The sequence below is a fragment of the Methylobacterium sp. J-072 genome (genome assembly GCF_022829425.1).
In the GTDB taxonomy this organism is placed as follows: Bacteria; Pseudomonadota; Alphaproteobacteria; order Rhizobiales; family Beijerinckiaceae; genus Methylobacterium.
In genome coordinates, this window is sequence record NZ_JAKSYK010000195.1 from 18664 (window position 1) to 43478 (window position 24815).

18 protein-coding genes and 1 tRNA gene are annotated in these 24815 nt (G+C 70.5%); 12 read left to right on the top strand and 7 right to left on the bottom strand.

All coding sequences use genetic code 11. The annotated features are described in order from the left end of the window. Positions 1-64 precede the first annotated feature (64 nt). Together MKK67_RS24990 and MKK67_RS24995 are read left to right on the top strand one after the other, a co-directional pair. A complete protein-coding gene (locus MKK67_RS24990) occupies positions 65-3238 on the top strand; it encodes an autotransporter domain-containing protein (protein ID WP_243970624.1) in 3174 nt (1057 codons plus the stop codon). An 813-nt stretch (positions 3239-4051) separates the two neighbouring features. After that, positions 4052-9061, top strand: coding sequence for an autotransporter domain-containing protein (locus MKK67_RS24995; RefSeq protein ID WP_243970626.1), 5010 nt, complete (start codon positions 4052-4054; stop codon positions 9059-9061). Positions 9062-9495: 434 nt separating this feature from the next. Here the strand turns inward: MKK67_RS24995 and MKK67_RS25000 are convergent. After that, a tRNA-Ile gene (locus tag MKK67_RS25000) sits at positions 9496-9571 on the bottom strand. A gap of 38 nt (positions 9572-9609) precedes the next feature. Further along, entirely contained in the window at positions 9610-10266 is a 657-nt protein-coding gene (locus tag MKK67_RS25005; protein WP_243970913.1) for a DNA-3-methyladenine glycosylase family protein, read from the bottom strand. Between the two features lie 202 nt (positions 10267-10468). On the opposite strand from MKK67_RS25005, the gene MKK67_RS25010 reads away from it, so the two are divergent. The 3 genes from MKK67_RS25010 to MKK67_RS25020 all read left to right on the top strand — a co-directional run bounded on the left by MKK67_RS25010 (position 10469) and on the right by MKK67_RS25020 (position 11664). Next, on the top strand, positions 10469-11026 hold the full coding sequence (locus tag MKK67_RS25010) for a metallophosphoesterase (RefSeq protein WP_243970628.1): 558 nt from the start codon (positions 10469-10471) through the stop codon (positions 11024-11026). Positions 11027-11081: 55 nt separating this feature from the next. Beyond that, positions 11082-11369, top strand: coding sequence for a hypothetical protein (locus MKK67_RS25015; RefSeq protein ID WP_243970630.1), 288 nt, complete (start codon positions 11082-11084; stop codon positions 11367-11369). A gap of 124 nt (positions 11370-11493) precedes the next feature. Next, entirely contained in the window at positions 11494-11664 is a 171-nt protein-coding gene (locus tag MKK67_RS25020; RefSeq protein ID WP_243970632.1) for a hypothetical protein, read from the top strand. Between the two features lie 207 nt (positions 11665-11871). Here the strand turns inward: MKK67_RS25020 and MKK67_RS25025 are convergent, their stop codons facing one another. Then, positions 11872-12615 carry a sigma-70 family RNA polymerase sigma factor gene (locus MKK67_RS25025; protein WP_243970634.1) on the bottom strand — a complete coding sequence of 248 codons (744 nt, stop codon included), beginning with the start codon at positions 12613-12615 and terminating at the stop codon, positions 11872-11874. Positions 12616-12888: 273 nt separating this feature from the next. Here MKK67_RS25025 and MKK67_RS25030 point away from each other — a divergent pair, with 273 nt between their 5' ends. The 5 genes from MKK67_RS25030 to MKK67_RS25050 all read left to right on the top strand — a co-directional run bounded on the left by MKK67_RS25030 (position 12889) and on the right by MKK67_RS25050 (position 18193). Further along, positions 12889-14070 (top strand): YihY/virulence factor BrkB family protein, encoded by a 1182-nt coding sequence (locus MKK67_RS25030; RefSeq protein WP_243970636.1) that lies wholly within the window; start codon positions 12889-12891, stop codon positions 14068-14070. Positions 14071-14210: 140 nt separating this feature from the next. After that, positions 14211-15524, top strand: a complete 1314-nt coding sequence (locus MKK67_RS25035) for a LarC family nickel insertion protein (RefSeq protein ID WP_243970639.1) — start codon at positions 14211-14213, stop codon at positions 15522-15524. Next, positions 15521-16336: an adenine nucleotide alpha hydrolase gene (locus tag MKK67_RS25040; protein WP_243970641.1), complete on the top strand. Its 816-nt coding sequence runs from the start codon at positions 15521-15523 to the stop codon at positions 16334-16336. Before MKK67_RS25035 ends, MKK67_RS25040 begins: the two co-directional genes overlap by 4 nt. Continuing rightward, the gene (gene larB, locus MKK67_RS25045) at positions 16333-17013 is read left to right on the top strand and encodes a nickel pincer cofactor biosynthesis protein LarB (RefSeq protein ID WP_243970644.1); all 681 of its coding nucleotides are present in this window, start codon (positions 16333-16335) and stop codon (positions 17011-17013) included. Before MKK67_RS25040 ends, larB begins: the two co-directional genes overlap by 4 nt. A gap of 55 nt (positions 17014-17068) precedes the next feature. Beyond that, positions 17069-18193, top strand: coding sequence for an aldo/keto reductase (locus MKK67_RS25050; RefSeq protein WP_243970646.1), 1125 nt, complete (start codon positions 17069-17071; stop codon positions 18191-18193). Positions 18194-18449: 256 nt separating this feature from the next. Here the strand turns inward: MKK67_RS25050 and MKK67_RS25055 are convergent, their stop codons facing one another. The 3 genes from MKK67_RS25055 to MKK67_RS25065 form a co-directional block, all read right to left on the bottom strand. Next, complete coding sequence (locus MKK67_RS25055; protein WP_243970648.1) at positions 18450-20723, bottom strand: xanthine dehydrogenase family protein molybdopterin-binding subunit; 2274 nt, start codon at positions 20721-20723, stop codon at positions 18450-18452. 102 nt (positions 20724-20825) lie between these two features. Beyond that, a complete protein-coding gene (locus tag MKK67_RS25060) occupies positions 20826-21107 on the bottom strand; it encodes a BrnA antitoxin family protein (protein WP_243970650.1) in 282 nt (93 codons plus the stop codon). A gap of 320 nt (positions 21108-21427) precedes the next feature. After that, a complete protein-coding gene (locus MKK67_RS25065; protein ID WP_243970652.1) occupies positions 21428-21973 on the bottom strand; it encodes a PepSY domain-containing protein in 546 nt (181 codons plus the stop codon). A gap of 219 nt (positions 21974-22192) precedes the next feature. Here MKK67_RS25065 and MKK67_RS25070 point away from each other — a divergent pair, with 219 nt between their 5' ends. Beyond that, a complete protein-coding gene (locus MKK67_RS25070) occupies positions 22193-23431 on the top strand; it encodes a pyridoxal-phosphate-dependent aminotransferase family protein (protein WP_243970654.1) in 1239 nt (412 codons plus the stop codon). Between the two features lie 106 nt (positions 23432-23537). Next, positions 23538-23786 (top strand): hypothetical protein, encoded by a 249-nt coding sequence (locus tag MKK67_RS25075; protein ID WP_147856313.1) that lies wholly within the window; start codon positions 23538-23540, stop codon positions 23784-23786. A 7-nt stretch (positions 23787-23793) separates the two neighbouring features. Here MKK67_RS25075 and MKK67_RS25080 read toward each other — a convergent pair whose 3' ends face one another. Further along, the gene (locus MKK67_RS25080) at positions 23794-24558 is read right to left on the bottom strand and encodes a 3-hydroxyacyl-CoA dehydrogenase (protein WP_243970656.1); all 765 of its coding nucleotides are present in this window, start codon (positions 24556-24558) and stop codon (positions 23794-23796) included. Positions 24559-24815: the final 257 nt, after the last annotated feature.

Here is a 24815-nt window from a genome sequence, read left to right on the forward strand (position 1 = left end):
ATCGCAGGGGTTGTCCAGCTATAGCTTCGCAGCGGGAGAGTATCCGCCTTACGACGGTTATTTATTGACATATTTTACGGGCAATCGGCCCTGGGAGGAGACATTAAAGTTCTCCTACAGCCTGGATGGTCGCCGCTTCAACAAATTGAACAACGGCAATTCCGTCATCGACGCCAGTCATACCGAGATGGGCGGCCTGCGCGACCCCTATATCTACCGCGGGCAGGACGGCAATTTCTACATGACTGCCACCGACATGCAGAGTTGGAAGGGCTGGGGAAGCAACCGGGGTATCGTGCTGATGAAGTCCCCGGACCTCATCCATTGGAAATCGTCGACCATCAATTTCGAGAAGCAATTTCCAAATCTGTTCCCCGGCCTCCACGCTGCCTGGGCGCCGCAGGTCGCCTACAATCCGTTGACCGACAGGAACATAGTCTATCTGACCGTCGGAGCAGGCGAGCCCTACAAGGCTTATTATGCTCATGCCAACCGTGATTTCACGGCGCTGACCGAGACACCGAGGCAGCTTTTCTATGCTCGGGACGGCGTCGGCTACATCGATTACGATATCACCGAGCAGGACGGCAAATATCATATGCTGATGAAGGCGGAGACGGCGCCGCCCGGCAGCACGGCCCGGCTCCGGGTCATCAAGCATGCCGTGTCCGACCATCTCACCTGGGGCTACATCCTCCCCTCGCAGGATGAGGTGCAGAGAACCGGCAATGCCGTCGAAGGGCCGCAGGCCTACCGGCTGAACGACGGCAGCGGCTATATCGTCATGTACGACAATTACATGAACAATGGATTTCAGCTGGTCAAGACCACGGATTTCAAGACCTTCACGCCCGTCTCGGGTTCCGACATCAATCAGCTTTCGCCGCGACACGCCGGTATCATCTCCCTGACGTCTGACGAGCTCCATCGCGTGCTCGACAACGACACCAAGATCACCGTCGAGAATGCAGCGCCCTCCACGACTGCGGACAGGCAGGTCCAGGCCGCCCCCTCGGTCGGAAGCAGCGACAGAAAAGATCTCGGCACGCTCAAGGCCGACAATGGCTGGGCCTCGGAGATCTGGGGCCTCTCCGCCAACGGCAGCGTCGCGGTCGGGGATTCCTACGCGGACAACCAGAGCTCCAACATGCGCGCCGCGGCCTGGTCGGGCACCGACCTGTCGCAGAAGCAGGATCTCGGCACATTGAGGGCCGACAATACCGGCGCCGCGAAGGCCTATGCGGTGTCCAAGGATGGCGCCGTCATCGCGGGGATCGCCGAGAACGCCGATCAGCGGCTGCACGCCGTCGTATGGTCGGGGACGAACTGGGCGACCAAGACGGATCTGGGCACGCTGACATCGGACCAGTCCGGCACGTCCGGCGTGTACGCGCTGTCGGGTGACGGCAGCGTCGCGGCCGGCGAGTCGAGCGTCGATTCCGGGACGACCCACGCGGCCCTGTGGTCGGGGCGGAACTGGTCGACCAAGACCGACCTCGGCACCCTGCGCTCCGACAATTCCGGCACGTCCTGGGCCTACGCCCTCTCGAAAGACGGGTCGGTGGCCGGGGGCTATGCGGCGCCCGATCGCAGCGTCGATGTCTATTCGCACGCCACCCTGTGGTCCGGCACCAACTGGTCGACCAAGACTGATCTCGGCACGCTGAATTCCGACAACCGGGGTACCTCGGCGGTGCGCGCACTCTCGGCCGACGGCACGGTGGCGGCGGGCAGCAGCACCACGGTTTCCGGCTACACCCATGCGGCGCTCTGGTCGGGATCGCGCTGGTCGGACAAGCGGGATCTCGGGACGCTCCGGGCCGACAACAGCGGCTCGTCCTGGGTGCGGGCCCTGTCCGCCGATGGCCGGATCGCCGGCGGCATGGCCAGCACCAGTTCTGGGTTCGCGCATGGCGTCGTCTGGTTCGGCGACGGCTGGCGCAGCCGGACCGATCTCGGCACCCTGCGGTCCGATGGCGGCGGCGTGTCCGAGGTTCAGGCCCTCTCGGCCGACGGCCGCGTCGCGGCGGGCTATTCCGAGACCGATGCGGGCGATCCTCATGCGGTCCTGTGGAAGATCACCTATCCGACCACACCGGCCAGTGGGTCCACGAACCCGCAGGCCCAGACCCGAGCATCCGGTCCGGCGGTTTCCACGGCGGCACCGCCGGCGGAACAAGCGCCCGCCCAGGCTCCCGCGCCGGCGACGGCTCAGTCCCCGGCTCAGCCTGCGGAACCGGCCTCGCCGACGGTCGCGTCCAGCCCTTCACAGGCTTCGGCGCCGGAGCCGACGCCGTCCGCGCCGGCCTCCGACGTTCGCACGCAACTCGTCGATGTCACGAACACGCGTCGGTCGGTCTCCCGGCTGCGCTACGACACCTTCTCGGTCCTGGAGTTGCAGCGCCAGTCACTCGCCTATCAGCAACAGACCTGGTCTTGCAGCCGGGGCAGTCTCTGCTGGTCGGCCAGCGCAGGCTTCGTCTCGGATGGCAGCAGCACGGATACGCTCTCGACGCTTCCCTTGAGTTACGGCTTGACCGACAATCTCACGGTCGGCGCGCACCTCAGCTACGCCCCCTACCGCGCCCTGCCGTCGCCGGCCTTCAACGACACGCGCACCGCCGTCGGCGCCGGCGCCTTCCTGAACTGGCAGCAACCCTATGCGGGCGGCGCGTGGTATCTGCGCACCGCTTTCGGGGCCAGCCAGTACCATGCCGATATCCGCCGCCTGCAATCCACCGCGACGGAGGCCGGCACCGGCGGCGCCCGGATCGGAGGCCTCGCCGGCACGCTCGAGTTCGGGCAGACCGTCCCGCTGTTCGAGGATCTGGTGGTGGGCTGGCATGGCGGCGTCAGGACCAGCCGTATCACCCGTCAGGGCTACACGGAGGCCAATGTCAGCTTTCCCGTGCAGTACGACGGCATCGTCTACCGCAGCACGCTGGCCTATCTCGGGGCGGATATTGCGGTGCCGCTGACGACGAACCTGAGCTGGATCTCGGGCGTCGAGATCGAGCAGGCGGTGCGCAAGCCGACGCTGCGCTTCACGGCGCACGCGGATTACATCGGCGACTTCAAGTACGCCGCCGATCTGACCCGGACGCGGGGCGAGGCGAGAACCGGCCTGAAGTTCGGTCTAGGCAACAATCTCACCGTCTCCGCGACCGCCTCCGTGCGGACGACGGCGCTCGGCACCACGGCCATCGGCGGCCTGCTCAGCTTCGGCGGTGAGCTTTAGAGCATCATCCCGAAAGGCGGATTCCGGCAGAATATGACATAAAACGAAAGACTTAGCGCATCGCCCCGGTTACGATGCCCAAGACGATGCGCTGGGTCCATGACGCCGGCCTCCGCAGCGTCGGCCCGCATGGCGCTGCCGCCGCGAACGAACCGCCGTCACCGCCGAGCCGTTCTGTATCGCCCCTCGGTATCGGGCGTCGTCGCGCGCTCCCGACACGCGGCAACGTTATGCCGGCCCGTGGACGCGCCGTGGCATTTCAATCACAGGGCCCGAGGAAGCATCTTCTCCCGCGCGGATCGCAGCGCCATCGGCACGCTGTCTATTCCAGAAGCTTAAGCAAGAAACGTGCCATCAAGAAATATAGCCGGCGGCATCTTTGAGGGCTTCAGCATAAGACGATCGCCCATATTTATCTATCGGCACAAATTAAAATATTACAGTTGATGTTGAATGATGGCATATTATCGCTTGCATACTCTATTTTTTGATCCTTAATCTACGGCGCTTCATATCATCTTTTGCCGTAACGTCATGATCAAAGACGATCCGCTGCGGCAAAGGACAGCGTTGTTTCCACCTCTGCGGGCGATCGAGCAGTCGATGATGCGTACACAGGCGTACATCCACAACACTGCCACCAGCGGACTCAATCGCCGCCGATCAATCGCGACTGTGCTGCGCCGCTCGACCCTCGGACTGGCGGCTTTAGGCGCTTCTGTCTCGCATCATGCCCTCGCCCAGAGTCTGTCCGGCACAGATCCCGCAAGCTGGCGCACGCCGGAATATCAAGCCTCTTGGGGCCTGGAGGGGATGCACGCCGCCGATGCCTACGCGGCCGGCTATACCGGTCTGGGCGTCACCGTCGGGGTGGTCGATTCCGGCGTCTACAGCGCACACCCGGAATTCGCCGACGGCCGCGTCAAGCCGCTCACCATCACCGGGACATTCGGTGCGGACGGCTTCTACTTCATGGATCAGTTCGGAAAACCGATCAACCGGTCCCCACGACCGTCGATCTTCTCCAGCGGCCAGCCCTATACCGTCTCTGGCACGTACAATCCGGCCTACAACGATGCACACGGAACGGAAGTCACCGCAGCGATTGGGGCCTCCCGGGACGGGGTCGGCATGCACGGCGTGGCGTTCAACGCCAAAGTCTATGTGACGAATACACGGTCCACCGACGAGATGACGTACGGTGCCAATGCCGATTACGCCTACTTCAAGAACGCCTATGGCAGCTTGGCTGCGGCCGGGGCCCGGGCCATCAACACGTCATGGGGCAATCCGCCTCCTGGAGACAATTACAACAGCCTCGCGGGCCTGCGCAGTGGTTACGCAAAATTGGGGGAAAAACCTAATTTTCTCGATGCGGCCGCCGAAGTCGCCAAAGAGTTTAATATCATTCAGGTATTTGCTGCGGGCAACGGCGCCGCACCCAACGCAAGCATCCGAGCATCCGCACCTTATTTCAGACCGGACATCGAGAAAAACTGGCTTGCTGTCGGCGCAGCCGCGAGAAATTGGAGTGGTAGCCTCAACCCAGCCGATGTCGGTCTTGCAGATTATTCGAATCGAGCCGGAGCGGCAAAATATTGGTACGTTGCCGCGCCAGGCCAAGCCGTTACAACTGCTGCGCCGCCTTATGCGTCAGGCCCCCCCGGCTATACGACTGCGAGCGGCACCTCGATGGCCGCCCCGCATGCCACGGGCGCGCTCGCGGTGATCATGCAGCGCTATCCGTACATGACCAATCAGCAGGCCCGCGACGTCCTGCTTACCACCGCCTACCACCGCAACGCAGTCGACGGCGTTCCGGACGCCAACCCCAACGCCCCCAACGCCGTCTGGGGCTGGGGCGTCATCGACCTGAACAAGGCCATGAAGGGACCCGGGCAGTTCCTCGGCGCTTTCGCCGCGAACCTTCCGGCTGGCACGAAGGACACGTGGTCCAACGACATCTCCGAGGACGCGCTGATCCAGCGCAAGAAGGAGAACGACGCCGAGACCGCCTCCTGGCCCGCCCGGAAGATCGCAGGCGACCAGCGATGGAACCTTCCGGCGTTGCAGGCGACCGTCCCGGCGGCCCGCACCACCCTCAGTGCCGTTGCCCGCGGCCTGCGAACTTGGCGCCTCGATACCTACCTCGACGCCCTCAAGGTGAACGACGCGGATCCGATGGCCAGCAGGCTCCTGACCGCCTTCGTAGACATGAAAGGCTGGCGCCTATACTATCCATTCACGAGTTTCGACGGACGCACCCGCGACTATATCGGCAGCGAATTGGCCCGATACCTCGCGGGCCTGACCAGCGCTGATTACATCAAGGCCGCCTCCGCGCTCATCGCCGATTGGCAGGCGGAGGCGCAGGCCGAGCCCGCCCGCATCGCCTCGTTCGCGTCGATCCCGACCCGCGGCAGCCTGATCAAGCTCGGCGCCGGAACCCTCACGCTCTCCGGCACCAACAGCTATTCCGGCGGCACCACCTTCGCCGATGGCACGCTGTCCGTGTCGCACGACGCCAGCCTCGGCGCTGGCACCGCCCCGCTGACCTTCGACGGCGGCATCCTTCAGGTCACCGGCACCGGCTTCACCGCGACCCCACGCCCGATCACCTGGGCGAACGGCGGCGGCGGGCTCGACATCGCCGACCCAGCCAACACCTTCACCCTCAGCCAGTCGCTCGCCGGATCCGGCGGCCTGGCGAAGCTCGGCGCCGGCACCCTGGCGCTCGCCGGCACCAACAGCTATGCCGGACCGACCCTGATCGCGGCCGGCACCCTCCGGGCGATCGGCGGCCAGGCCATCGGCGATCGCAGCGCCGTGCGCATCGGCGCCGGCGCCACCCTGGCGCTCGCCGACAGCGAGACCATCGGGTCGCTTGCCGGACAGGGCCGCGTCGCGCTTGGATCCGCCCGCCTCACCGCCGGAGGCGACGGCTTCTCCACGACCTTCGCCGGCACGATGGACGGCACCGGCACCCTGACCAAGGCCGGTGCCGGCACCCTGACGCTCGCCGGGGCCAACACCTACACCGGCGGCACCACCATCGCGGCCGGCACCCTCCAGGTCGGCGACGGCGGCACTGCGGGCAGCCTCGTCGGTGCCGTCGCCAATGCCGGCACCCTGGCGTTCAACCGCGCCGACGCCGTCACCTTCGCCGGCACCGTCTCCGGGCCCGGCGACCTGATCCAGCGCGGCGCCGGCACCCTCACGCTGACCGGTGCCCACAGCTTCACCGGGCTGACCACCCTGGCCGCCGGCGGGCTCAACCTCACCGCCTCCGCCAGCCTGGTCTCCCCCGTCGTCACCCTGGCCGGCACGACGCTGACCAACGCCGGGACGCTCGCCGGCAGCCTGAGCAATGCCGGGACCACGCTCACCGGCGGCACGATCGCGGGCGGGATCACCAACACCGGCAGCCTCATCGCCACCGGCGGCGCCCTCAACGGCGCGATCCGCAACGCCGGACAGGTCGCCGTCACCGGGCCGGTGTCCTCGGATGCCGGCTTCACCAACGCCGCCCAGGCCAGCCTGATCGTCTCCGGGCGCTACGACCTCGCCGGCGCGCTCGACAACGCCGGCACCGTCGCCCTGGTCGATGGCGGCCGGCTGCGCGCCGGCTCGATCGCCAATGCCGGCCTGTTCACCATCGCGGCGCAGGCCAGCGTGGTCGACGACCTCCTCAACACCGGCCGCCTAGTCAACGCCGGCGCCTACACCGCCGACGCGGTCAACGCCTCGGGCGGGACCCTGATCAACACCGGCAGCTTCACCACGGTCTCGGCCCCGCTCGCCAACGCCGGCACCCTGGTCACCACCGGTACGCTCACGGGCGGCCTGAGCAACACCGGCCTAGTCCAGGCTGCGGGTGTGCTTGCCGGGCCGGTGAGCAACGCTCCGGGCGGCGTCATCGCGCTCACCGGCCCCACCACCGGCATCACCCGGCTTGCCAACGACGGCGCGTTCGACCTCGGCGGCACCGCGCTGACGGTGGGCTCGCTCACCGGCACCGCCGCCAGCGCCACGCTGGGCAACGGCCGGCTCACGGTCGGCACCGACGGCAGCTCGACCCACTATGCCGGGCAGATCGTCGACGGCGGCAGCCCGACCAGCCTGACCAAGGTCGGCGCCGGCACCCTGACGCTCTCCGGGCTCAACAGCTTCTCCGGCCCGATCAGCATTCTCGGCGGCGACCTCGCGGTCACCGGCGCCTTGCCCAACGCCGCGCTCACGTTCGGGGCCGGCAGCCGGCTCACCGGCGACGGCTGGTTCGGCAGCCTCAGCCTCGGCGCCGGCAGCGTGCTCAGCCCCGGCGCCGCCCCGGGTGTGCTCGGTCGGATCACCGTCGCCGGCAACCTCACCCTGGCCCCGGGCTCGGTCTACCGGGTCGACGCCACCGCCGACGGTCGCGCCGACCTCGTCGCGGTCGGCGGCAGCGCCACGGTGGCGGGCGCCCGGGTCGAGGCTGTGGCCGGCGCCGGCGCCTGGGCCCCGCGCACCCGCTACACCATCCTGAGCGCCGCCGGCGGGGTCCAGGGCCGGTTCGCCGGGGTGTCGAGCACCTTCGCGTTCCTGACCCCGTTCCTCGGCTACGAGCCCGGCGCCGTGACCCTGACGCTGGCGCGCAACGACCTCGACTTCGCCGCCGTGGCGCAGAGCCGCAACCAGCGCGCGGCAGCCACCGCGGTCCAGGCCGGGGCGGTGGGCTCGACGCTGTACGACGCGGTCGCGACCCTGTCGGCGGGCCAGGCCCGGGCGGCGTTCGCCGGGATGGCCGGCGACGGCCATGCCAGCCTGGCCTCGACCGCTTTCGCCGTGGCCGGGCTCAGCCGCGAGGCGGTGCTCGACCGGCTGCGCTGGGGCGGGGCCTCCGAGCTGCGCGACTACGGCGTCCTGCCGGCGACCTACGCGGCCGACCGGCCCGGGGAGCCGGTGGAACCGGTGGCTGTGCCGGCGCGGGTGTTCGACCCGCGGGTCGCGAGCCTGTGGGGCCAGGGCCTGGGCAGCCTCGGCCACGTCCGCGCCGACGGCAACGCCGCCGCCCTGTCGCGCCAGAGCGCCGGTTTCGTCCTGGGCGTCGACGCGCGCCTCGACGGCCTCGGCGCCGGCGGCCTGCGGCTCGGCGTGGTCGGCGGCCATGTCGAGACCAGCTTCGCCAGCCCGGGCCAGGTCCAGACCGGGACGCTGGCGAGCACGTTCGGCGGCGTCTACGGCAGCCTGGAGGCCGGCCCGGCGGTGGTGCGGTTCGGGGCGCTGGCCGCCGACGAGCCGGCGCGGCTGCGCCGGGTTGTGGCGTTCCCCGGCCTGACCGACACGCCCACTGCCCGCGCCGGCGGGCGCAGCGTCCAGGGTTTTGGCGAGGCCGGCTACCGGGTGGCGCTGGGCGCCGGCTCGGTGCTGGAGCCGTTCGTCGGCGCCGGGGCGGTGGCGCTGGGGCGCGACCGCTTCGCCGAGCAGGGCGGGGCGGCGGCGCTGACGGGGTCGGCCCGCGCCAGCCTGCTGCCGACCGCCACGGCGGGCGTGCGCGCCGAGGCGCAGCTCGACCCGGAGGCGGCGTTGCCGGTGTCGGTGCACGCGCTCGCCGGCTACCGGCGCAGCTTCGGCGACGTCGTCCCGAGCGCGGTGCTGGCGTTCCGGGGCACCGGCGCCCGGTTCGTCAGCGCCGGCCTGCCGATCGACCGCGACGCGCTGGTCGCCGAGGCCGGCCTGGCGGTGCTGCTCGGCCCGGCGGCCTCGCTGGGCGTGTCCTACACCGGCCAGATTGGCGCCAGAGCCCAGGACCACGCCGCCAAGGGCGCCTTCACCCTCCGGTTCTGAACCGGCCTGCGCTCGGCGGGGATCGTCAACCCCCGCCGAGCTTGCCCATCCAGTGTAGAAGACCCCAGGCAAGTTCGGCACTGCCTTTCGGGTGACGCGGTTCTGCTGGCGAGGCCGTTGGCTCGGAACCGGGACGCCGACCGGAAGCGCGCTCCAGAAATCCGCTTCTTCGCGAAGGCCTTGGCCGAGGCGGTCACCAACCGACGAAGCTGCCGCTTTCGGGGGGCCGCCGAGATCGCTCACCGGGCGCGTGAAGAGCGTCAAGGCGGGGCCGTCGATAAGTGACCGCCGGGGCTGCTTGAAGCGCGACCGCCGCGTCTTCGACCACCCTGCGAGGACCTTCGCGAGCTGCGCTTTGAGGCGGTTCTGTCCCCATAAGATCCCCGTAGGTTTCGGGGCGGGGCGGCACGAGGTGCTCTACACATGAAAACCGGTGGTGGGCCCGGCAGGACTCGAACCTGCAACCAGACCGTTATGAGCGGTCGGCTCTAACCATTGAGCTACAGGCCCTGCGCCCTCCGAACGGATAGCCGATCGGGGACCGTCCGTCACCCGGATTTCGCCGCGGGGCGGGGGCGGCCCGCGGGGAGGCTTGGCGGCTCGGCCGGGGCGGTGTCCTTAATGCGCCACAGGGTGCGGGCGAGGATCGAGCGGTACGGCGCGAACGGGGCCGCGAGGGCGCGCGTGTCGGTGCCGCCGGTGAGGCGGCGCAGGCAGCCCACCGCCGCCACGTCGCCCTCGGGCCAGATGTCGGGGTCGTGGAAGTGGAAGATGCCGATCATGTCGGCGGTCCAGGGGCCGACCCCGCGGATGCCGCACAGGATCGCGGCGCGCTCAGGATGCGGCAGGCCGGCGAGGTCCGGGCCGAGCAGGCCCGCCGTCTCGGCGGCGACGATCGCCTGGAGGGCGCGGACCTTGTTGCCGGAGATCCCGCAGGCCCGCAGCAGCGCCGGGTCGCCGGCCTCGAACAGCCCGCGCGGGTTCGAACCCACCGCCGCCGCGGCGGCCTCGACCCGCGCCCAGATCGCCGCCGCGGCCCGGGTGGAGAGCTGCTGGTTCACCACCTCGACGAACAGCCGGTCGGCCACGCAGGCATGCGGCGGCGGGTCGATCAGGAGCGGGCCGGCCTGCCGGATCGCGGCCTCCAGGGGCGGATGCGCGCGGGCGGCGTCGAGAAGGTGGGCGTAGGCTTTGGGGTCGAGCATCGCGGCCAAGATAGGGACAGGGCCGATCGCGGGGCAATCGGGTGCGGCCTCAAGGCCGTGCCGTCACAGGCGCGCCTGCCGCAACGGCGATCCGCCAGCGGCCACGATGCCGCGCAAGCCTTGCCGGGCGCCCGTGCCGGTCCACCTCGGAGCGGCGCCGGATGCGACGGTGGGTTTGGACGGGACTCGCGGATTCGACCCCATGGCGATCTTCTTCACCGCGGACACGCATTTCGGCGACCCGCACATCCTCCGCCATCGCGGGGTGCGCTACGGCAGCCTGGAAGCGCATGACGCGGCGCTCGTCGCCGCCTGGAACGCCGTGGTCGGGCCGGAGGATTCGGTCTGGCATCTCGGCGACTTCGCCGCGGGGGCGAGCCGGGAGCATTGCGCGGCGCTGTTCGCACAGCTCAACGGCATCAAGCGCCTCGTGCGCGGCAACCACGATTCGAACCGCGTGCTCGACCTGCCCTGGGCCGAGCCGCCCACGGAGAGCGCCCGGATCTCGGTCCCGGACGCGCAGGGCCGGGAGCACCGCCTGTTCCTGTCGCATTACGCGCACCGGGCCTGGCCCGGCCTGTGGCGGGAGACCCGCCATCTCTATGGTCACAGCCATGGCTGGCTGCCCGATACCAGCCGCTCCTGCGATGTCGGCGTCGATGCCTGGGACGATCGCCCGATCGCCATCGACGCGATCCTGGCGCGCCAGGACGCGGCCGCGCTGGTCCCGGAGGAGATCGCCCGCCACGGGCTGCGCTGACCTCCGCGACGCGCGCGCTATGTCACGGTGGATCGAGACCCCGCGCGAGGCCGCCATGACCGAACTCCCTGCCCCGCCCGACTGGATTGCGACCGCGACACGGGCTGCCGCCGATCTCGGCCTCGGCAGCGACGTCGCCGGCCTGGATGGACAGGCCTGGGCTCGGCTCCGCGGCCGCACCGCCGAGCTTCTGTCCGCGCAGGGCACCCCTCTGCCGCCGGATTGGGAGGGCGCGCTGGCGCGAGCCCTGGGCCGCGCCGACGCGGATGAGCTGGCCCGCGACGAGGCCGACACCGTGCTCGCCGAGAAGGGCGAAGTGTTCGCGCCCGAGGACGATGCCTGAGACTTCGTGGCGCCGGGTGGTTGCCGTCGCGCCGCTTCAGGCCGATGTAGACGGGATGCCATATCCCGATCATCAGCGCGCCGCCCCGAGATCCGCGCCCGGGACTGCTCCCACGGCCCTGCGGGTGTTCCCGGTCGCGAGCGGCGCTCCGGTCCTCGACGCGCAGACGCGGATGCGGCTCGGCCGCCAGCTGCAGGCGCTGTATGATCCGGTGATCGACGAGGCGCTGGATCCGAGGCTGGCGGAGCTGCTGCAGCAGCTCGACGCGGACCGGGCGGACGATTCCGAACGTTGAGGGGGTAGCCCCGAAAGGGGCTCCCGTCGGTGGATCGGGGGGATGTCACACCGACGGGAGCTGAGCCGGGACGACGGATCGACCCAACTCGCCCTATGTCGCCCGGGAATGACCCCGGGCGCCTTCACTTAAGTCAAATTTTCTGCCGAATACAGAGGGCTGTGCGGCGGATATGGGTATTGGCCGGTGGATACCGTGGAGGCCGCGTCAGGCGGAGGTCCCGGTCACCGACAGGATCACCCCGTCGTTGCCGATCTCGGCGCCCGTGTAGCCCAGCATCCGGGCGAGCTGCTCCCGGGCGCGCCAGACCCGGCTCTTCACCGTGCCGATCTGGCACTGCATGACGGCGGCGGCTTCCTCGTAGCTCAGGTTCTCGATCGCCACGAGGACCAGCGCCTCGCGCATCACCGGGGCGAGGCGCTCGAGGGCGGCGCGCACGTCCTGGAGGTCGAGATGGCCGCCCTGCTCCGGCACGCTGGTCAGCCGCTCGGCGTAGCTGCCGTCGGTGTCGGCGACCTCACGGCCGTGCTTGCGGTGCTGGCTGTAGAAGACGTTGCGCAGGATCGTGAACAGCCACGCCTCCAGGTTGGACCCGGGGGTGAAGCCGGTGCGCCCGCGCCAGCCGCGCAGCAGCGTATCCTGCACGAGGTCGTCGGCCGCGGCCGGGTCGCGGGTCAGCGAGACCGCGAAGCGGTGCAGAGCCGGCACCACTTTCAGCAGACCGGCCCGGAACGCGGCCTCCCTTTCGCCTGCGTCTTCATCCTTGGCGAGCGCGGCGTCGAGGCGCGCCAGCAGCTCGGCGAAGCGATCCGAGGCCGCCCCCGGGGTCGGGCCGACCCGGTCGTAGGTGAGGCCGAGCAGGCTTCCGAGATGGCTGCGCACCGCTTCCGGCAGGCCGTGCCGGATGTCGCGGGCCGGATCGGGCAGGGTGTGGCCTTCTGTGTCGGGCATCAGGTCCGGGGGTCGGCGAACGGGCCGGTCGCGCCCGTCGATATCGCTTGTGGCGCGCTTGCGTCGCCCTTGCCCCAACATGGGTTAGAACCCGCGGCGTCGAAGGTGAAACCGGTCCAATACAAGCAAGACTGCGGCACTGAGGATCGGATGCTGCCCCGGATCACACCGGGCCGGCGAACCGGGGCCGTGCCTCGGCGTTCCCCTCTCGGATCTGCGGCCCCGTCGGGTGCCGTCCGCAGGCGATCCGCGACCCCGTGCCGAGGCGTATCGATGGCTTCTCCCGATCCAGACCGCATCCCGGCCCGCGACCCCGGGGGGCAAGCCTCGACGGTCTGGACGCTGGCCCTCGCCACCGCCCTGGTCGGCCTGGTCGCGTTCCCGCGCCGGGCGGCCGGACCCGCCGGGCCGCGGATGGATCGGGACTCCCGGCCCGCCTTTGCGGGTTCCTCGGCGCACGAGCCTTCGCCCACGCACGAGGGCGACGACGCGAAGGCGGTCGCCCGGCGTGAGGCCGATCGCGGGCGGGGCGCCAGCCATCCGGCCGAGATCCCCGCCAAGGGCTGGAAGGACATCGCGCTGCGGACCTATCGCGACATCGGCGAGAACCGCCTGCCGCTGATCGCGGCCGGCGTGACCTTCTTCACCCTGCTGGCGATCTTCCCGGCGGTGGCGGCTCTGGTGTCCTGCTACGGCCTCGTGGCCGACGCCTCGACCATCAACGACCAGCTCGCCAGCCTCCAGGGCATCATGCCCCAGGGCGCCCTCGACATCCTCGACGATCAGGTCAAGCGCCTGAACGAGAAGGGCAACACGGCGCTCGGCCTGAGCCTGATCGTCAGCATCGCCCTGTCGGTCTGGAGCGCCAATGGCGGCGTGAAGCACGTCTTCGACGCGCTCAACATCGTCTACAACGAGCGCGAGAAGCGCAATTTCGTCCTGCTCAACGTCGTCTCCCTCGGCTTCACCGCGGGGGCGCTGGCCTTCCTGATCCTGGCCCTGGCCGCGGTCGTGGTGCTGCCGGTGGTGCTGACCTATGTCGGGTTCGGCCCCGATGCCTGGTGGCTGACCCTGCTGCGCTGGCCGGCGCTGCTCGTGGCGGTCCTGCTCGGTCTCGCCATGCTCTACCGCTACGGCCCGAGCCGGGACGCGCCGCGCTGGCGCTGGGTGACGCCCGGGGGCGCCGCGGCGGCCGTGCTGTGGATCGTCGCCTCGCTGCTGTTCTCCTGGTACGTCGCCCATTTCGGCAGCTACAACAAGACCTACGGCTCCCTCGGCGCGGCCATCGGCTTCATGACCTGGATCTGGATCTCGACCATGATCGTGCTCGCCGGCGCCCAGCTCAACGCCGAGATGGAGCACCAGACCGCCGAGGACACGACGGTGGGCGAGCCCCAGCCGCTGGGCACGCGGCGAGCCCGCATGGCTGATTCCGTGGGGGCGGCCGCCGAGTGAGGTGATGGTTCTGCGAGCTACCCGGTCGGGACCGACGGCGATACGCCGCGTGACGGGATCGGGACCGCGTCCCTTGCCTTGAGCCGGGCGCGGCCGATCTGAGCGGCATCAGGATTCCGGTTCGGGCCCACCGACACACCATGCACATTCACCTCGACGCGCTCGGCGGCGTGGCCGGCGACATGTTCGCCGCCGCGCTGCTGGATGCCTTTCCCGAGCATCTGGAGGGCGTGCGCGCGAGCGTGCGGGCGGTCGATCCGCGCATCGCCTGCGCGGCACCCGACCACAAGGACGGCATCCTGCAGGGCTTGCGCTTCGCGGTCTCGGCCCCCGGGGCGGAGACGCCGCCCGCGCCGCACCGGCATGGCGACCACCACCATCATCACGATCATCCCGGGCACGATCAGCCCGATCACGATCACTCGCACAGCCACGCGCACGACGTCTCCCATCACGGCCACCGGCCCTGGTCCGAGATCCGCGCGGAGCTGCTGCGGGCGGATCTCGCCCCCGCGATCCGGGCGCATGCGCTGGCGATCTTCGGGCACCTCGCCGACGCGGAGGCCCGGGTCCACGGCATCGGGGTCGACGCGGTGGCGTTCCACGAGGTCGGCGCCTTCGATTCGATCGCCGACATCGTCGCCGCCGCCCACCTGATCGCCCTGCTCGAAGTGCGAAGCTGGAGCGTCTCGGCCCTGCCGCTGGGCTCCGGGCGGGTCCGGACCCAGCACGGCCCCCTGCCGGTGCCGGCCCCCGCCACCACGCTCCTGCTCGAAGGCTTTCCGACCCTCGACGACGGGATCCCGGGCGAGCGCGTGACGCCCACAGGCGCGGCGATCCTGCGCCATCTCTGCGGCTCCGAGCCCGGGCGCGGCCGGCCCCCCGGCACGATCGGGCGCAGCGGCATCGGCTTCGGCACGAAGGTGCTGCCGGGCCTCAGCAATTGCCTGCGCGCGCTGGTGCTGGACGAGGCGTCCGCCGCCCGACCGGAGCGGGGCGCGCTCGCGGTCATCGCGTTCGAGATCGACGACCAGTCGGGCGAGGACCTGGCCATGGGCCTCGACCGCCTGCGCGCGGAGCCCGGAATCCTCGACGTCGTGCAGATGCCGGTCCTGGGCAAGAAGGGCCGGATGATGGCCCATATCCAGGCCCTGGTGCAGCCCGAGAGCCTGGAGGCGGCGATCGGTGCCTGCTTCCGCGAGACCACCACGATCGGGCTGCGCCACCACCGGGTCGCGCGCGCGGTGCTCGACCGCGAGGCCGTGACGGTCGCGCCGGAGGGGCGCCCGGTCCGGGTCAAGGTCGTCGATCGGCCGGGGGGGCGCACCGCCAAGGCCGAGGCCGACGACGCCCTGAACCAGGCGGGCCAGGCCGACCGGGCGCGCCTGCGCCGCGAGGCCGAGCGCCTCGCTTTGCAAGAGATTTTGCAAGAGATCACGAAGGAGGAGCGGTGACGCGCGTGCAACTCGAAGCCGTGCTGGCGGAACTCGGGCCCGTCGCGGTGGCGGTGAGCGGCGGGGTCGACAGCCTGACGCTGGCCACCCTCGCCCACCGGCTGGCGCCGCACGCGACCCTCGTGGTCCACGCGGTCTCTCCGGCCGTGCCCGGCGAGGCGACCGTGCGGGTCCGGGCCGAGGCCGCCCGGGAGGGCTGGGACCTGCGGGTGATCGAGGCCGGCGAGTTCGCCGACCCGGCCTACCGGGCGAACCCCGTGAACCGCTGCTTCTTCTGCAAGACCAACCTGTACGGGGCGATCCGGAGCGTCACCGAGCGGCAGATCCTGTCGGGTGCCAATCGCGACGACCTCGGCGAGTACCGCCCCGGCCTCGACGCCGCCCGGGAGCACGGGGTGCGCCACCCCTACGTGGAGGCCGGCCTCGACAAGGCGGCCGTGCGGGCGCTCGCCCGCGACCTCGGCCTCGGGAACGTGGCCGAGCTGCCGTCCGCGCCGTGCCTGTCGAGCCGGGTCGAGACCGGCATCCCGATCGAGCCGGAGACCCTGGGCTTCATCCACGCGGTCGAGCGGCTGGTCGGGGGCGCCCTCGACGCCGAGACGGGCGCCAAGCGGGCCGTGCGCTGCCGGGTGCGCGCCGAGGGCGTGGTGGTGGAGCTCGATGCCGGAAGCCTCGCCGCCCTCGACCCGAAGAGTCGCGAAAAACTCGGGGCCGGCATCCGGGAGATCGCGCCGCCGCGGCTCGCCGGCCTGGTCCGGTTCGCGCCCTACCGGGTCGGCAGCGCCTTCCTGACGGGAGCCTCCCCGTCATGAGCGTTGCGGACGAATTCACCCTCGACTTCGCCCGGCCCGAGCGGATCGGCCTGGAGGAGGCGATCTTCTGCGCCGGCAAGAGCCCTGAGCAGATCGATGCGATCCTGATGGCGGCCGCAGATCGGGGCGCCTCGCTGCTCCTGACCCGGCTCGACCCGGAGAAGCGCGCCCGGCTCGGGGTTACGGCGCGGCTCGACTATTGCCCGGTCTCGCGCACGGCGGTGTTCGGGCAGCCCCCGGCCGTCGCGGGGCCGGCCCGGGTCGCCGTGGTGGCGGCCGGCACCTCGGATGTCCCGGTCGCCCGGGAGGCGCTGCGGACGCTCGGCTATGCCGGCCGGGCCGCGACGCTGTTCGCCGATGTCGGCGTCGCCGGGTTGTGGCGGCTGACCACCCGGCTCGAGGAGATCCGGGCGCATCCGGTGGTGATCGTCGCCGCCGGCATGGATGCGGCGCTGCCGAGCGTGGTCGGCGGCCTCGTGGCCGGGGCGGTGATCGCGGTCCCGACCTCCGTGGGCTACGGCGTCGCCGCGGGCGGGCGCGCAGCGCTCGATGCGGTGCTGGCGAGCTGCGCCCCCGGGATCACGGTGGTCAACATCGACAACGGCTACGGCGCGGCCTGCGCCGCCCTGCGCCTGCTCAACGCGGCGAGTCGCCTCGCCCAGGAGGCCGAACGATGACCTGTCGCCACCCGTTACCGCCCGAACCCCAATCCTGTCCGAACGGAGATATCCGATGGAACGCCGCAGCTTCCTTCAAGGCGCCGTGCTCGGCGCAGGGATCACGGGAACAGGTCTCGCGGGCGCCGGCAGCGCAGGTGCGGCCGTGAGCGTCCCGCCGCTTCCGAACACCCGGCCGCAGGACCCGGCCGACCTGCCGCTGATCACCGATCCGGGCGAGCGCCGGGGCGAGATGCTCTATCGCGCGTTCGGGCGAACCTCCGAAAAGATCTCGGCGATCGGGATGGGCGGGTTCCACCTCGGCAAGAGCGCGGTGACCGACGACGAGGCGACCCGGCTGATCCATGCCGGCGTCGATCGCGGCATCACCTTCATGGACAATTGCTGGGACTACAACGACGGCCGCTCCGAGCTGCGCATGGGCGCGGCCCTCGCCCAGGGCGGCTACCGGGATAAGGTCTTCCTGATGTCCAAGATGGACGGGCGGACCAAGGAGGAGGCGCTCAAGCAGATCGACCAGTCGCTCCTGCGCCTGCGCACCGACCGGATCGACCTCGTCCAGCACCACGAGATCCTGCGCTACGACGACCCGGACCGCGTCTTCGCGGAGGGCGGGGCCATGGAGGGGTTCCTCGAGGCCAAGAAGCAGGGCAAGCTGCGCTATATCGGCTTCACCGGCCACAAGGACCCGCGCATCCACCTGCAGATGCTGGCGGTAGCGCAGGAGCGCGGCTTCCAGTTCGATTCCTGCCAGATGCCGCTCAACGTGATGGACGCGCATTTCCGCTCGTTCGGCCATCTCGTGCTGCCGCACCTCGTAGCCGAGGGCATCGCGCCGCTCGCCATGAAGACCTTCGGCGACGGGGTGATCCTGAAGGCCGACGCGCCGATCAAGCCGCTGGAATACCTGCACTTCTCGCTGAACCTGCCGGTCTCGGTGGTGATCACCGGCATCCAGAACCAGCGCGACCTCGACCAGGCCTTCGAGGCGGTGAAGACCTTCAAGCCGATGGACAAGGCGACCGTGGCCGAGCTGCTGTCGCGCTCCAAGCCCTACGCGCTGGAGGGCAAGTACGAGCTGTTCAAGACGAGCGCGACCTTCGACGGCACCGCCAAGAACGCGGCCTGGCTCGGCGAGGACGTGCAGAGCGTGAAGAAGCTCGCGCCGACGATGGAGTAGGGGCGCCGCTTGGGTGGGGGAGTTCTGTCCTCCCCTTTGTGACTCCAGCCTACTCAGGTTTCGACTGTAGCCGCAGTCTTGCAGAAGGCGCGGGTCCCCTCTCCCGTGCGGGAGAGGGACAGGGTGAGGGACCAGGTTTTTCCGGATAGGGCGCATCCCTCACCCCAACCCTCTCCCGCACGGGAGAGGGGGCGCGTCGCGGTCTGCAACAACGCCGGCGCCTAGCTCGCAGAGCGGGCGGGAGGGGCGTCCGACCCTATGCCACATCCTCCAGCCGGATCGGCAGCTTGCGGATCCGGCGCCCGGTGGCGTGGTGGACGGCGTTGGCGATGGCCGCGTTGACGCCGATGATGCCGAGCTCGCCGAGGCCCTTGAGGCCGAGGGCGTCGACCTGATCGTCCGGGTCCGGCACCAGCAGCGCCTCGACCTCCGGGGCGTCGGCCGAGGTCGGGACGAGATACTCGGCGAGATCCGGATTGCGGTAGGCGGCGCCGTCGAGCACCGTCTCTTCGAGCAGTGCCGAGCCGAGGCCCCAGATCATCCCGCCGGTGAGCTGGCTCTTGGCGGTCAACGGGTTGAGGATCCGCCCCGCCGCGAAGGCGCCGGTGAGCCGGGCCACCCGGATCTCCCCGGTCTCGGCATGGACGTGGACCTCCGCGAACTGCGCGCCGAAGCCCCAAGACACGGCATGGCCGCCTCCGCCGAAGGCCAGCCCGATATGGCCCTGCCGCAGGGCCGCCAGCGCCTTCTCCCGGTCGCCGCCCGCGGGCACGAATTCGGCCAGCGTCTCGACCCCCGCGGGGCCGACGGCGTCGGCCAGCGCGAGGCCGGTGCCGTCCGGCGCTGACAACCGCCCGGCCGCGAGCGACAGGACGGCCGGATCCCGCCCGGCGAGGCGCCCGCCCTGCCCCGTCGCGGCCTGCGCCAGGGTCTCGCGAATCTGGCCGCAGCCGAGCGCCAGGGCGTTCATCAGGCTCGTGGTCGTGCTCGACCCGCCGGAGATGCCGGCCGCCGGTAGCGCCGTGTCGCCGAGCCGGACGGTTACCCGCTCCACCGGCACGCCGAGGCCCTCGGCCGCGCCCATGGCGAGCAGCGTGGTGATGCCGTTGCCGATCTCGTGATGGGCGCAGGCGACCTCCGCTTTCCCGTCCGGACGCAGCCTTACCCGCAGGGTCGCGGCCGCGATCTTCACCGGCCGCACCGAGGCCGCGCAGCCCAGGCCCACCCGCCAAGGTCCATCACGCATCGTCCCCGGATGCGGCGCCCGGCGCGCCCAGCCGAAGGCCCGCGCGCCGGCGTCGAAGCAGGCCATCAGCGGCCGGGTCGAGAACGGCTTGCCGGAGACCGGATCGACCGCGGTGTCGTTGAGCCGGCGCAGGGCGATCGGATCCATCCCGAGGGCCACGGCCACTTCGTCGACGGCGCTCTCCAGGGCGAACAGGAACGGCACCTCCGGGGGCGCCCGCATCGGCCCCGGGGTGTTGCGGTCGACCCGCACCGCCCGCTCCTCGGTCCGGATCGCCGGACAGGCGTAGAGGCTGGCGGTGACCTCGGCACCCTCCATGACGAACGGGTCGAACCGCGAGGTCACGGTCTCGGCCTCGTGCACCAGGGCGGTGAACCGGCCGTCGCGGTCGGCCCCGAGCCGGATGGCGTGGCGCGATTCCGGACGGTAATTGGCGATGGTGAAGCCTTGCCGCCGGGTCGGCACCAGCGAGACCGGCCGGCCGAGGCGCCGGGCCGCCAGGGCGACCAGGGCCGTGTGCTGTGACAGGGCGAATTTCGAGCCGAAATGGCCGCCGATCAGCCCGGACACGACCCGCACCTGCGCGGGGTCGAGGCCGAGCTGCACCGCGAGCCCGTGCTGCGCGGCGCCGACATAGCGGGTCGGCTCGTGCACGGTGAGCCGGTCGCCGTCCCAGGCGGCCCGGGTGGTGAACAGCTCGATCGGGTTGTGGTGCTGGACCGGGGTCTCGTAGCGCGCCGTGACCCGGATCGCGGCGTCGCGCCATCCGGCCTCGGCGTCGCCCCGGACGATGTCCGCGTGCTGTGCCTTGAGGTCCGCCAGCCGGACGGTCTCGGCCCCGGGCGCGTCGAAACCGCCGGCGGCGGGCTCCTCCGCGTAGGAGACCCGGACCGCGCCGGTGGCCTCCTCGGCCGCTTCCTGGGTGGCGGCCACCACCAGGGCCACGATCTGGCCGGCATAGGCGACCGCGTCGGAATTCAGCGGCCGGTGCGAGCTGTTGGCGTAGCCGCCAGCCATCAGGTGCTTCACCGGCGCCACCGCCCCGGCGAACTCTCGATGCGTGAAGATCCCCAGCACCCCCCGCACCCGCTGGGCGGCGCCGAGGTCGAACCCGGTGATCCGGCCCCGGGCGACGGTGCTGGTGACCAGGGCGGCGTGGGCCGTCGTTTCCGGGCCGGGCCGGTCCGAGGCGTAGAGCGCCCGGCCCGTGACCTTGTCGGGTCCCTCGACCCGGGTATGGGCCGTCCCGAGGATTTTTTGGGAGTCCCGCGTACCTGATTCCATGTTCGCGCTCCCGGTCCGCGGTCTGATCCGAGAGCAATTGCCGAGGCGACCGCCCGGCTCCGTGTCTGGGCGGCGGGGCGACACCATGCAGCGGCGGGGTGCTTATCCGTGGCGCCCGGCCTTCACGGCCTCGGTCAGGATTGCGTTCATCCGGGTCTGCCAGCCGCGGCCCGTCGCCTTGAACGCGTCGCCGGTGGCCGGATCGAGCCGGATCGTCACCGGCACCTTCGGACTGGCCGATGCCGGGCGTCCCGCCTTGCGGACCGACGAGACGGCCGCAAACTCCTCGGCGGTCAGAACCTCGCGCGCCGGGCGCATCTCGTTCAGCGCATCATCCGTCAGGATGGGGGCGTCCGGATCGGTCAGGGGCGAGGTGCGAGCCATAGCGCGCGTTCCTTGCGGTGAGCGGGCTGGAGAGATTACGTAAGGGTATCTGAAAACTTAGGACGTTACCGAAGCAGGATAAACCACCCTGTCTTTCCGGGGCGCCGAAGGCGAGCCCGGAATCCAGAGCCGCCGACGGCGCAAGACTTTGAAAAGTCGGCGTTTCTGGATCCCGGGCTCCGCTTTGCGGCCCCGGGATGACGGGGTGGATGATGGGGACGACAGCAATCTTGAGGCTCGCGAGATAGGAGCATTTCTCGCAGCGGTTCCTCACGCGTTCGGGCCGCAGCGGCGCAGTGCCGTCGCAGCCCGCTCTTCGTTCAGTCGACCACCTTCCCGTCCGGGCCGACCTTGACCGTCTGCTCCTTGTCGGCGCCGGCCACCTTGATCTCGTACTGCACCGCCTTGCCGTCCTTCTCGACTTCGGCCTCGTAGGCCTTGCCGCCGCCGGCCTTCTGCTCGGCGATGGCGAGCGCGTCCTTGAGCGAGGTCTTGGCGTTCTGGAAGTCGGCGGGCTTCAGCCGGGTGAAGTAGCGCTCGATCGGCTGGTTCTCGGTCTTGTACAGGGCGCCGCTATCGGCGTTGATGCCGTATTCCACCAGCTTGCCGCTCGGGTAGACGACCTTGATGGCGTAATGCGCCGGGTTCTTGCTGTCGGCCTTCTCGAAATCGGCGTCGATGGCGCGGCCACCCTTCTCGTCGCCCTGCGCCTGGGCGGTGGTCAGCGCCTGGGCGAGGCCGACCTTGGCGACCTTGGCGACCTGCCACTCCTTCAGGTTGCTGTCGGTCTGGGTGGCGGACTGGGCCAGGGCGAGGCTCGTCGAGAGCGCGAGCAGGCCGGCCGCGGTGGCGAAGCGTTTGATCATGGCGGGTTTCCCTTTGCGGGTTCGGTTGTGGGACCGAGAAACGCCGAGGCCCGAAAGGGGTTTCCGCCCCTGGGAAAAAACGCACCGCTTGATCGAAGCGCCGCGGAACCCTAGCACCGCTCCCAACCGCGACATGGCCGGAGGTGACTGGCCGGAGGCGACTGGCCAGCGGATTGCGTCGCCCCGCCCGGAATGCGCAACAGCGAAGGAAGCCAGCCCGTGCTCGAGCAGATCGGCGAGATCGACCCGCCTCAGCGGCTCCTGATGGGGCCGGGCCCCGTCAATGCCCATCCGCGCGTCCTGCGCGCCATGTCGGCCGACCTGCTCGGGCAGTTCGACCCCGAGATGACCGCCTACATGAACGAGGTGATGGCGCTCTACCGCCCGATCTTCGGCACCGAGAACCGCTGGACCTTTCTGGTCGACGGCACGGCGCGGGCCGGGATCGAGGCGGCCCTGGTGAGCCTGGTCGCCCCCGGCGAGCGGGTGCTGGTGGTCAATTTCGGCCGGTTCGGGCTGCTGCTCACCGAGATCCTCGAGCGGGTCGGCGCCGTGGTCGAGACCGTGGACGCGCCCTGGGGCGAGGTCGTGCCCCTGGAGGCCATCGCCGCCGCGGTGGAGCGCTTCGGCCCAAAGGTCGTGGCGACCGTCCACGGCGACACCTCCACCACCATGGCCCAGCCCCTCGAAGGGCTCGGCGAACTTTGCCGCCGGGCCGGCGCCCTCTCCTATGTCGACGCCACCGCGACCATCGGGGGCATGGCGATCGCCTCCGACCGCTGGGGCGTCGACGTGGTCACCGGCGGCCTGCAGAAATGCCTCGGCGGCCCCTCGGGCTCGGCGCCGATCACCGTCTCGGCGGCGGCTGCCGAGCGGATTTTTTCCCGGCGCCACGTCGAGCACGGCATCCGCCGGGACGACATCGACGACGGCTTAGGCGCCCGGATCGGCTCCAACTACTTCGACCTCGCCATGATCATGGATTACTGGTCGGAGAAGCGCCTGAACCACCACACCGAGGCGACCACCATGCTGTACGGCGCCCGGGAATGCGCCCGGGTGCTGCTGGGCGAGGGGCTGGAGGCCTGCTACCGCCGGCATGCGGCCGCCGGGGGCGCGGTCGCGGCGGGCATCCGGGCGATGGGGCTCACCGTGTTCGGCGACGACCGCTACCGGATGACCAACGTCACCGCGCTCCACATCCCGGACGGGATCGACGGCGAGGCGGTGCGGCGGCGGATGCGGGAGGATTTCGAGATCGAGATCGGCACCGCCTTCGGGCCGCTGGCCGGCAAGGTCTGGCGGATCGGCGCGATGGGCTACAATGCCCGCAAGCACAAGGTGCTGATCACCCTGGGCGCCTTGGAGGCGGTCCTGCGCGCGGAAGGGTTTTCCGTCCCGCCGGGCGCCGGCGTCGAAGCGGCGCTGGCCGCCTGGACCGAGCGCGCGGCCGCATGAGCGCGGCGCGTCCTGGGATCGACCGGGCGGGCCACGGGAGCGTATGGCTGGCCCGAGGCGTCGCCCGTCATCCGGACGGTGCGGCGTCCCGACACCGGGAGACCTCATGAACGCGAACGAGCCGGAACCGCTGGACGACTTCACCCGCGTGCACGCGAAGCTCTCCGCCCTGGAGATCGTCCTGGGTGTGCTGATCGGGCGCCTGTCCGAGGAGAACCCGGAGATCCGCGAGGACGTGAAGCGCGACGTGGCGGCGATCCTGTCCGACATGCCGATCGAGGGCCCGAGCGAGGAGCTGATCGTCACTGAGGTGCGCCGGGCCGCTGAACTCCTCACCAGCGTCTCGATCGGCTAGAGCGCTCTTAGCGAGGCGGCATCCGCAGGGCCCCGTCCAGGCGGATCGTCTCACCGTTCAGCATCGGGTTCTCGCAGATGTGCCGGACGAGGTCGGCGTATTCGGACGGGCGGCCGAGCCGGGGCGGGAACGGGACGCTCTGGCCCAGCGCGTCCTGCACCTCCTGCGGCATCCCCGTCATCATGGGCGTCTCGAAGATGCCCGGCGCGATGGTGACGACCCGGATGCCGTGCCGGGCCAGCTCCCGGGCGATCGGCAGGGTCATCGAGACCACGCCGCCCTTCGAGGCCGCGTAGGCCGCCTGCCCGATCTGCCCGTCGAAGGCAGCGACCGACGCGGTGTTGACGATCACGCCCCGGGCGCCTTCCGCGTCCGGCGCCTCCCGGGCGATCGCCGCGGCGGCCAGCCGGATCATGTTGAACGTGCCGATCAGGTTGACCGACACCGCCCGGGCGAAGCTGTCGAGCCGGTGCGGGCCGTCGCGGCCAACCACCTTCTCGCCCGGCGCGATCCCGGCGCAGTTGACGAGCCCGTGCAGGTGCCCGAACGCGTCCAGCGCCGCCTGGACCGCCGCCTGACCGTCCGCCTCGCTGGTGACGTCGGTGGCCGCGAAGCGCGCCTGCGCGCCGAGTTCCGCCGCCACCCCGGCCCCGGCCTCTCGGGCGATGTCGGCCACCACGACGCTGGCACCCGCAGCCACGAGGCTGCGCGCCACCGCGGCGCCCAGCCCCGAGCCCGCGCCGGTGACGATGTAGACGCGATCCTTGATCATCCTGGCTCCCCCCCGCTCGTCGGAGCCCCGGCGTAGCGCGGGATCGTGAAGTCCGGAAGGCCGTTCCGACAGCTCAGCCGTTGACGTGTGAAAAATTCCCACATATGCAGGACGAAGTCATCGATGGTTGTCGCGTCGAGTTCTGCTTGTCGTGATGCCGATGATCGAAAGTAAACACGTGTTTCTGCGGCCGTAACACCAGGACATCTGGCCGGCGGCACGGTCTCGACACAGTTCACGCCGCATCCCCGCGCCCG

Excerpts from the sequence above, each read along its gene's own strand:
- MKK67_RS25065 (WP_243970652.1), bottom strand. The coding sequence starts at position 21,973 with ATGATCAAACGCTTCGCCACCGCGGCCGGCCTGCTCGCGCTCTCGACG.
- MKK67_RS25060 (WP_243970650.1), bottom strand. The coding sequence starts at position 21,107 with ATGGCTCGCACCTCGCCCCTGACCGATCCGGACGCCCCCATCCTGACG.
- MKK67_RS25005 (WP_243970913.1), bottom strand. The coding sequence starts at position 10,266 with ATGCTCGACCCCAAAGCCTACGCCCACCTTCTCGACGCCGCCCGCGCG.
- MKK67_RS25010 (WP_243970628.1), top strand. The coding sequence starts at position 10,469 with ATGGCGATCTTCTTCACCGCGGACACGCATTTCGGCGACCCGCACATC.
- MKK67_RS25055 (WP_243970648.1), bottom strand. The coding sequence starts at position 20,723 with ATGGAATCAGGTACGCGGGACTCCCAAAAAATCCTCGGGACGGCCCAT.
- MKK67_RS25050 (WP_243970646.1), top strand. The coding sequence starts at position 17,069 with ATGGAACGCCGCAGCTTCCTTCAAGGCGCCGTGCTCGGCGCAGGGATC.
- MKK67_RS25025 (WP_243970634.1), bottom strand. The coding sequence starts at position 12,615 with ATGCCCGACACAGAAGGCCACACCCTGCCCGATCCGGCCCGCGACATC.
- MKK67_RS25030 (WP_243970636.1), top strand. The coding sequence starts at position 12,889 with ATGGCTTCTCCCGATCCAGACCGCATCCCGGCCCGCGACCCCGGGGGG.
- MKK67_RS24995 (WP_243970626.1), top strand. The coding sequence starts at position 4,052 with ATGCACGCCGCCGATGCCTACGCGGCCGGCTATACCGGTCTGGGCGTC.
- MKK67_RS25075 (WP_147856313.1), top strand. The coding sequence starts at position 23,538 with ATGAACGCGAACGAGCCGGAACCGCTGGACGACTTCACCCGCGTGCAC.
- larB (WP_243970644.1), top strand. The coding sequence starts at position 16,333 with ATGAGCGTTGCGGACGAATTCACCCTCGACTTCGCCCGGCCCGAGCGG.
- MKK67_RS25015 (WP_243970630.1), top strand. The coding sequence starts at position 11,082 with ATGACCGAACTCCCTGCCCCGCCCGACTGGATTGCGACCGCGACACGG.
- MKK67_RS25035 (WP_243970639.1), top strand. The coding sequence starts at position 14,211 with ATGCACATTCACCTCGACGCGCTCGGCGGCGTGGCCGGCGACATGTTC.
- MKK67_RS25080 (WP_243970656.1), bottom strand. The coding sequence starts at position 24,558 with ATGATCAAGGATCGCGTCTACATCGTCACCGGCGCGGGCTCGGGGCTG.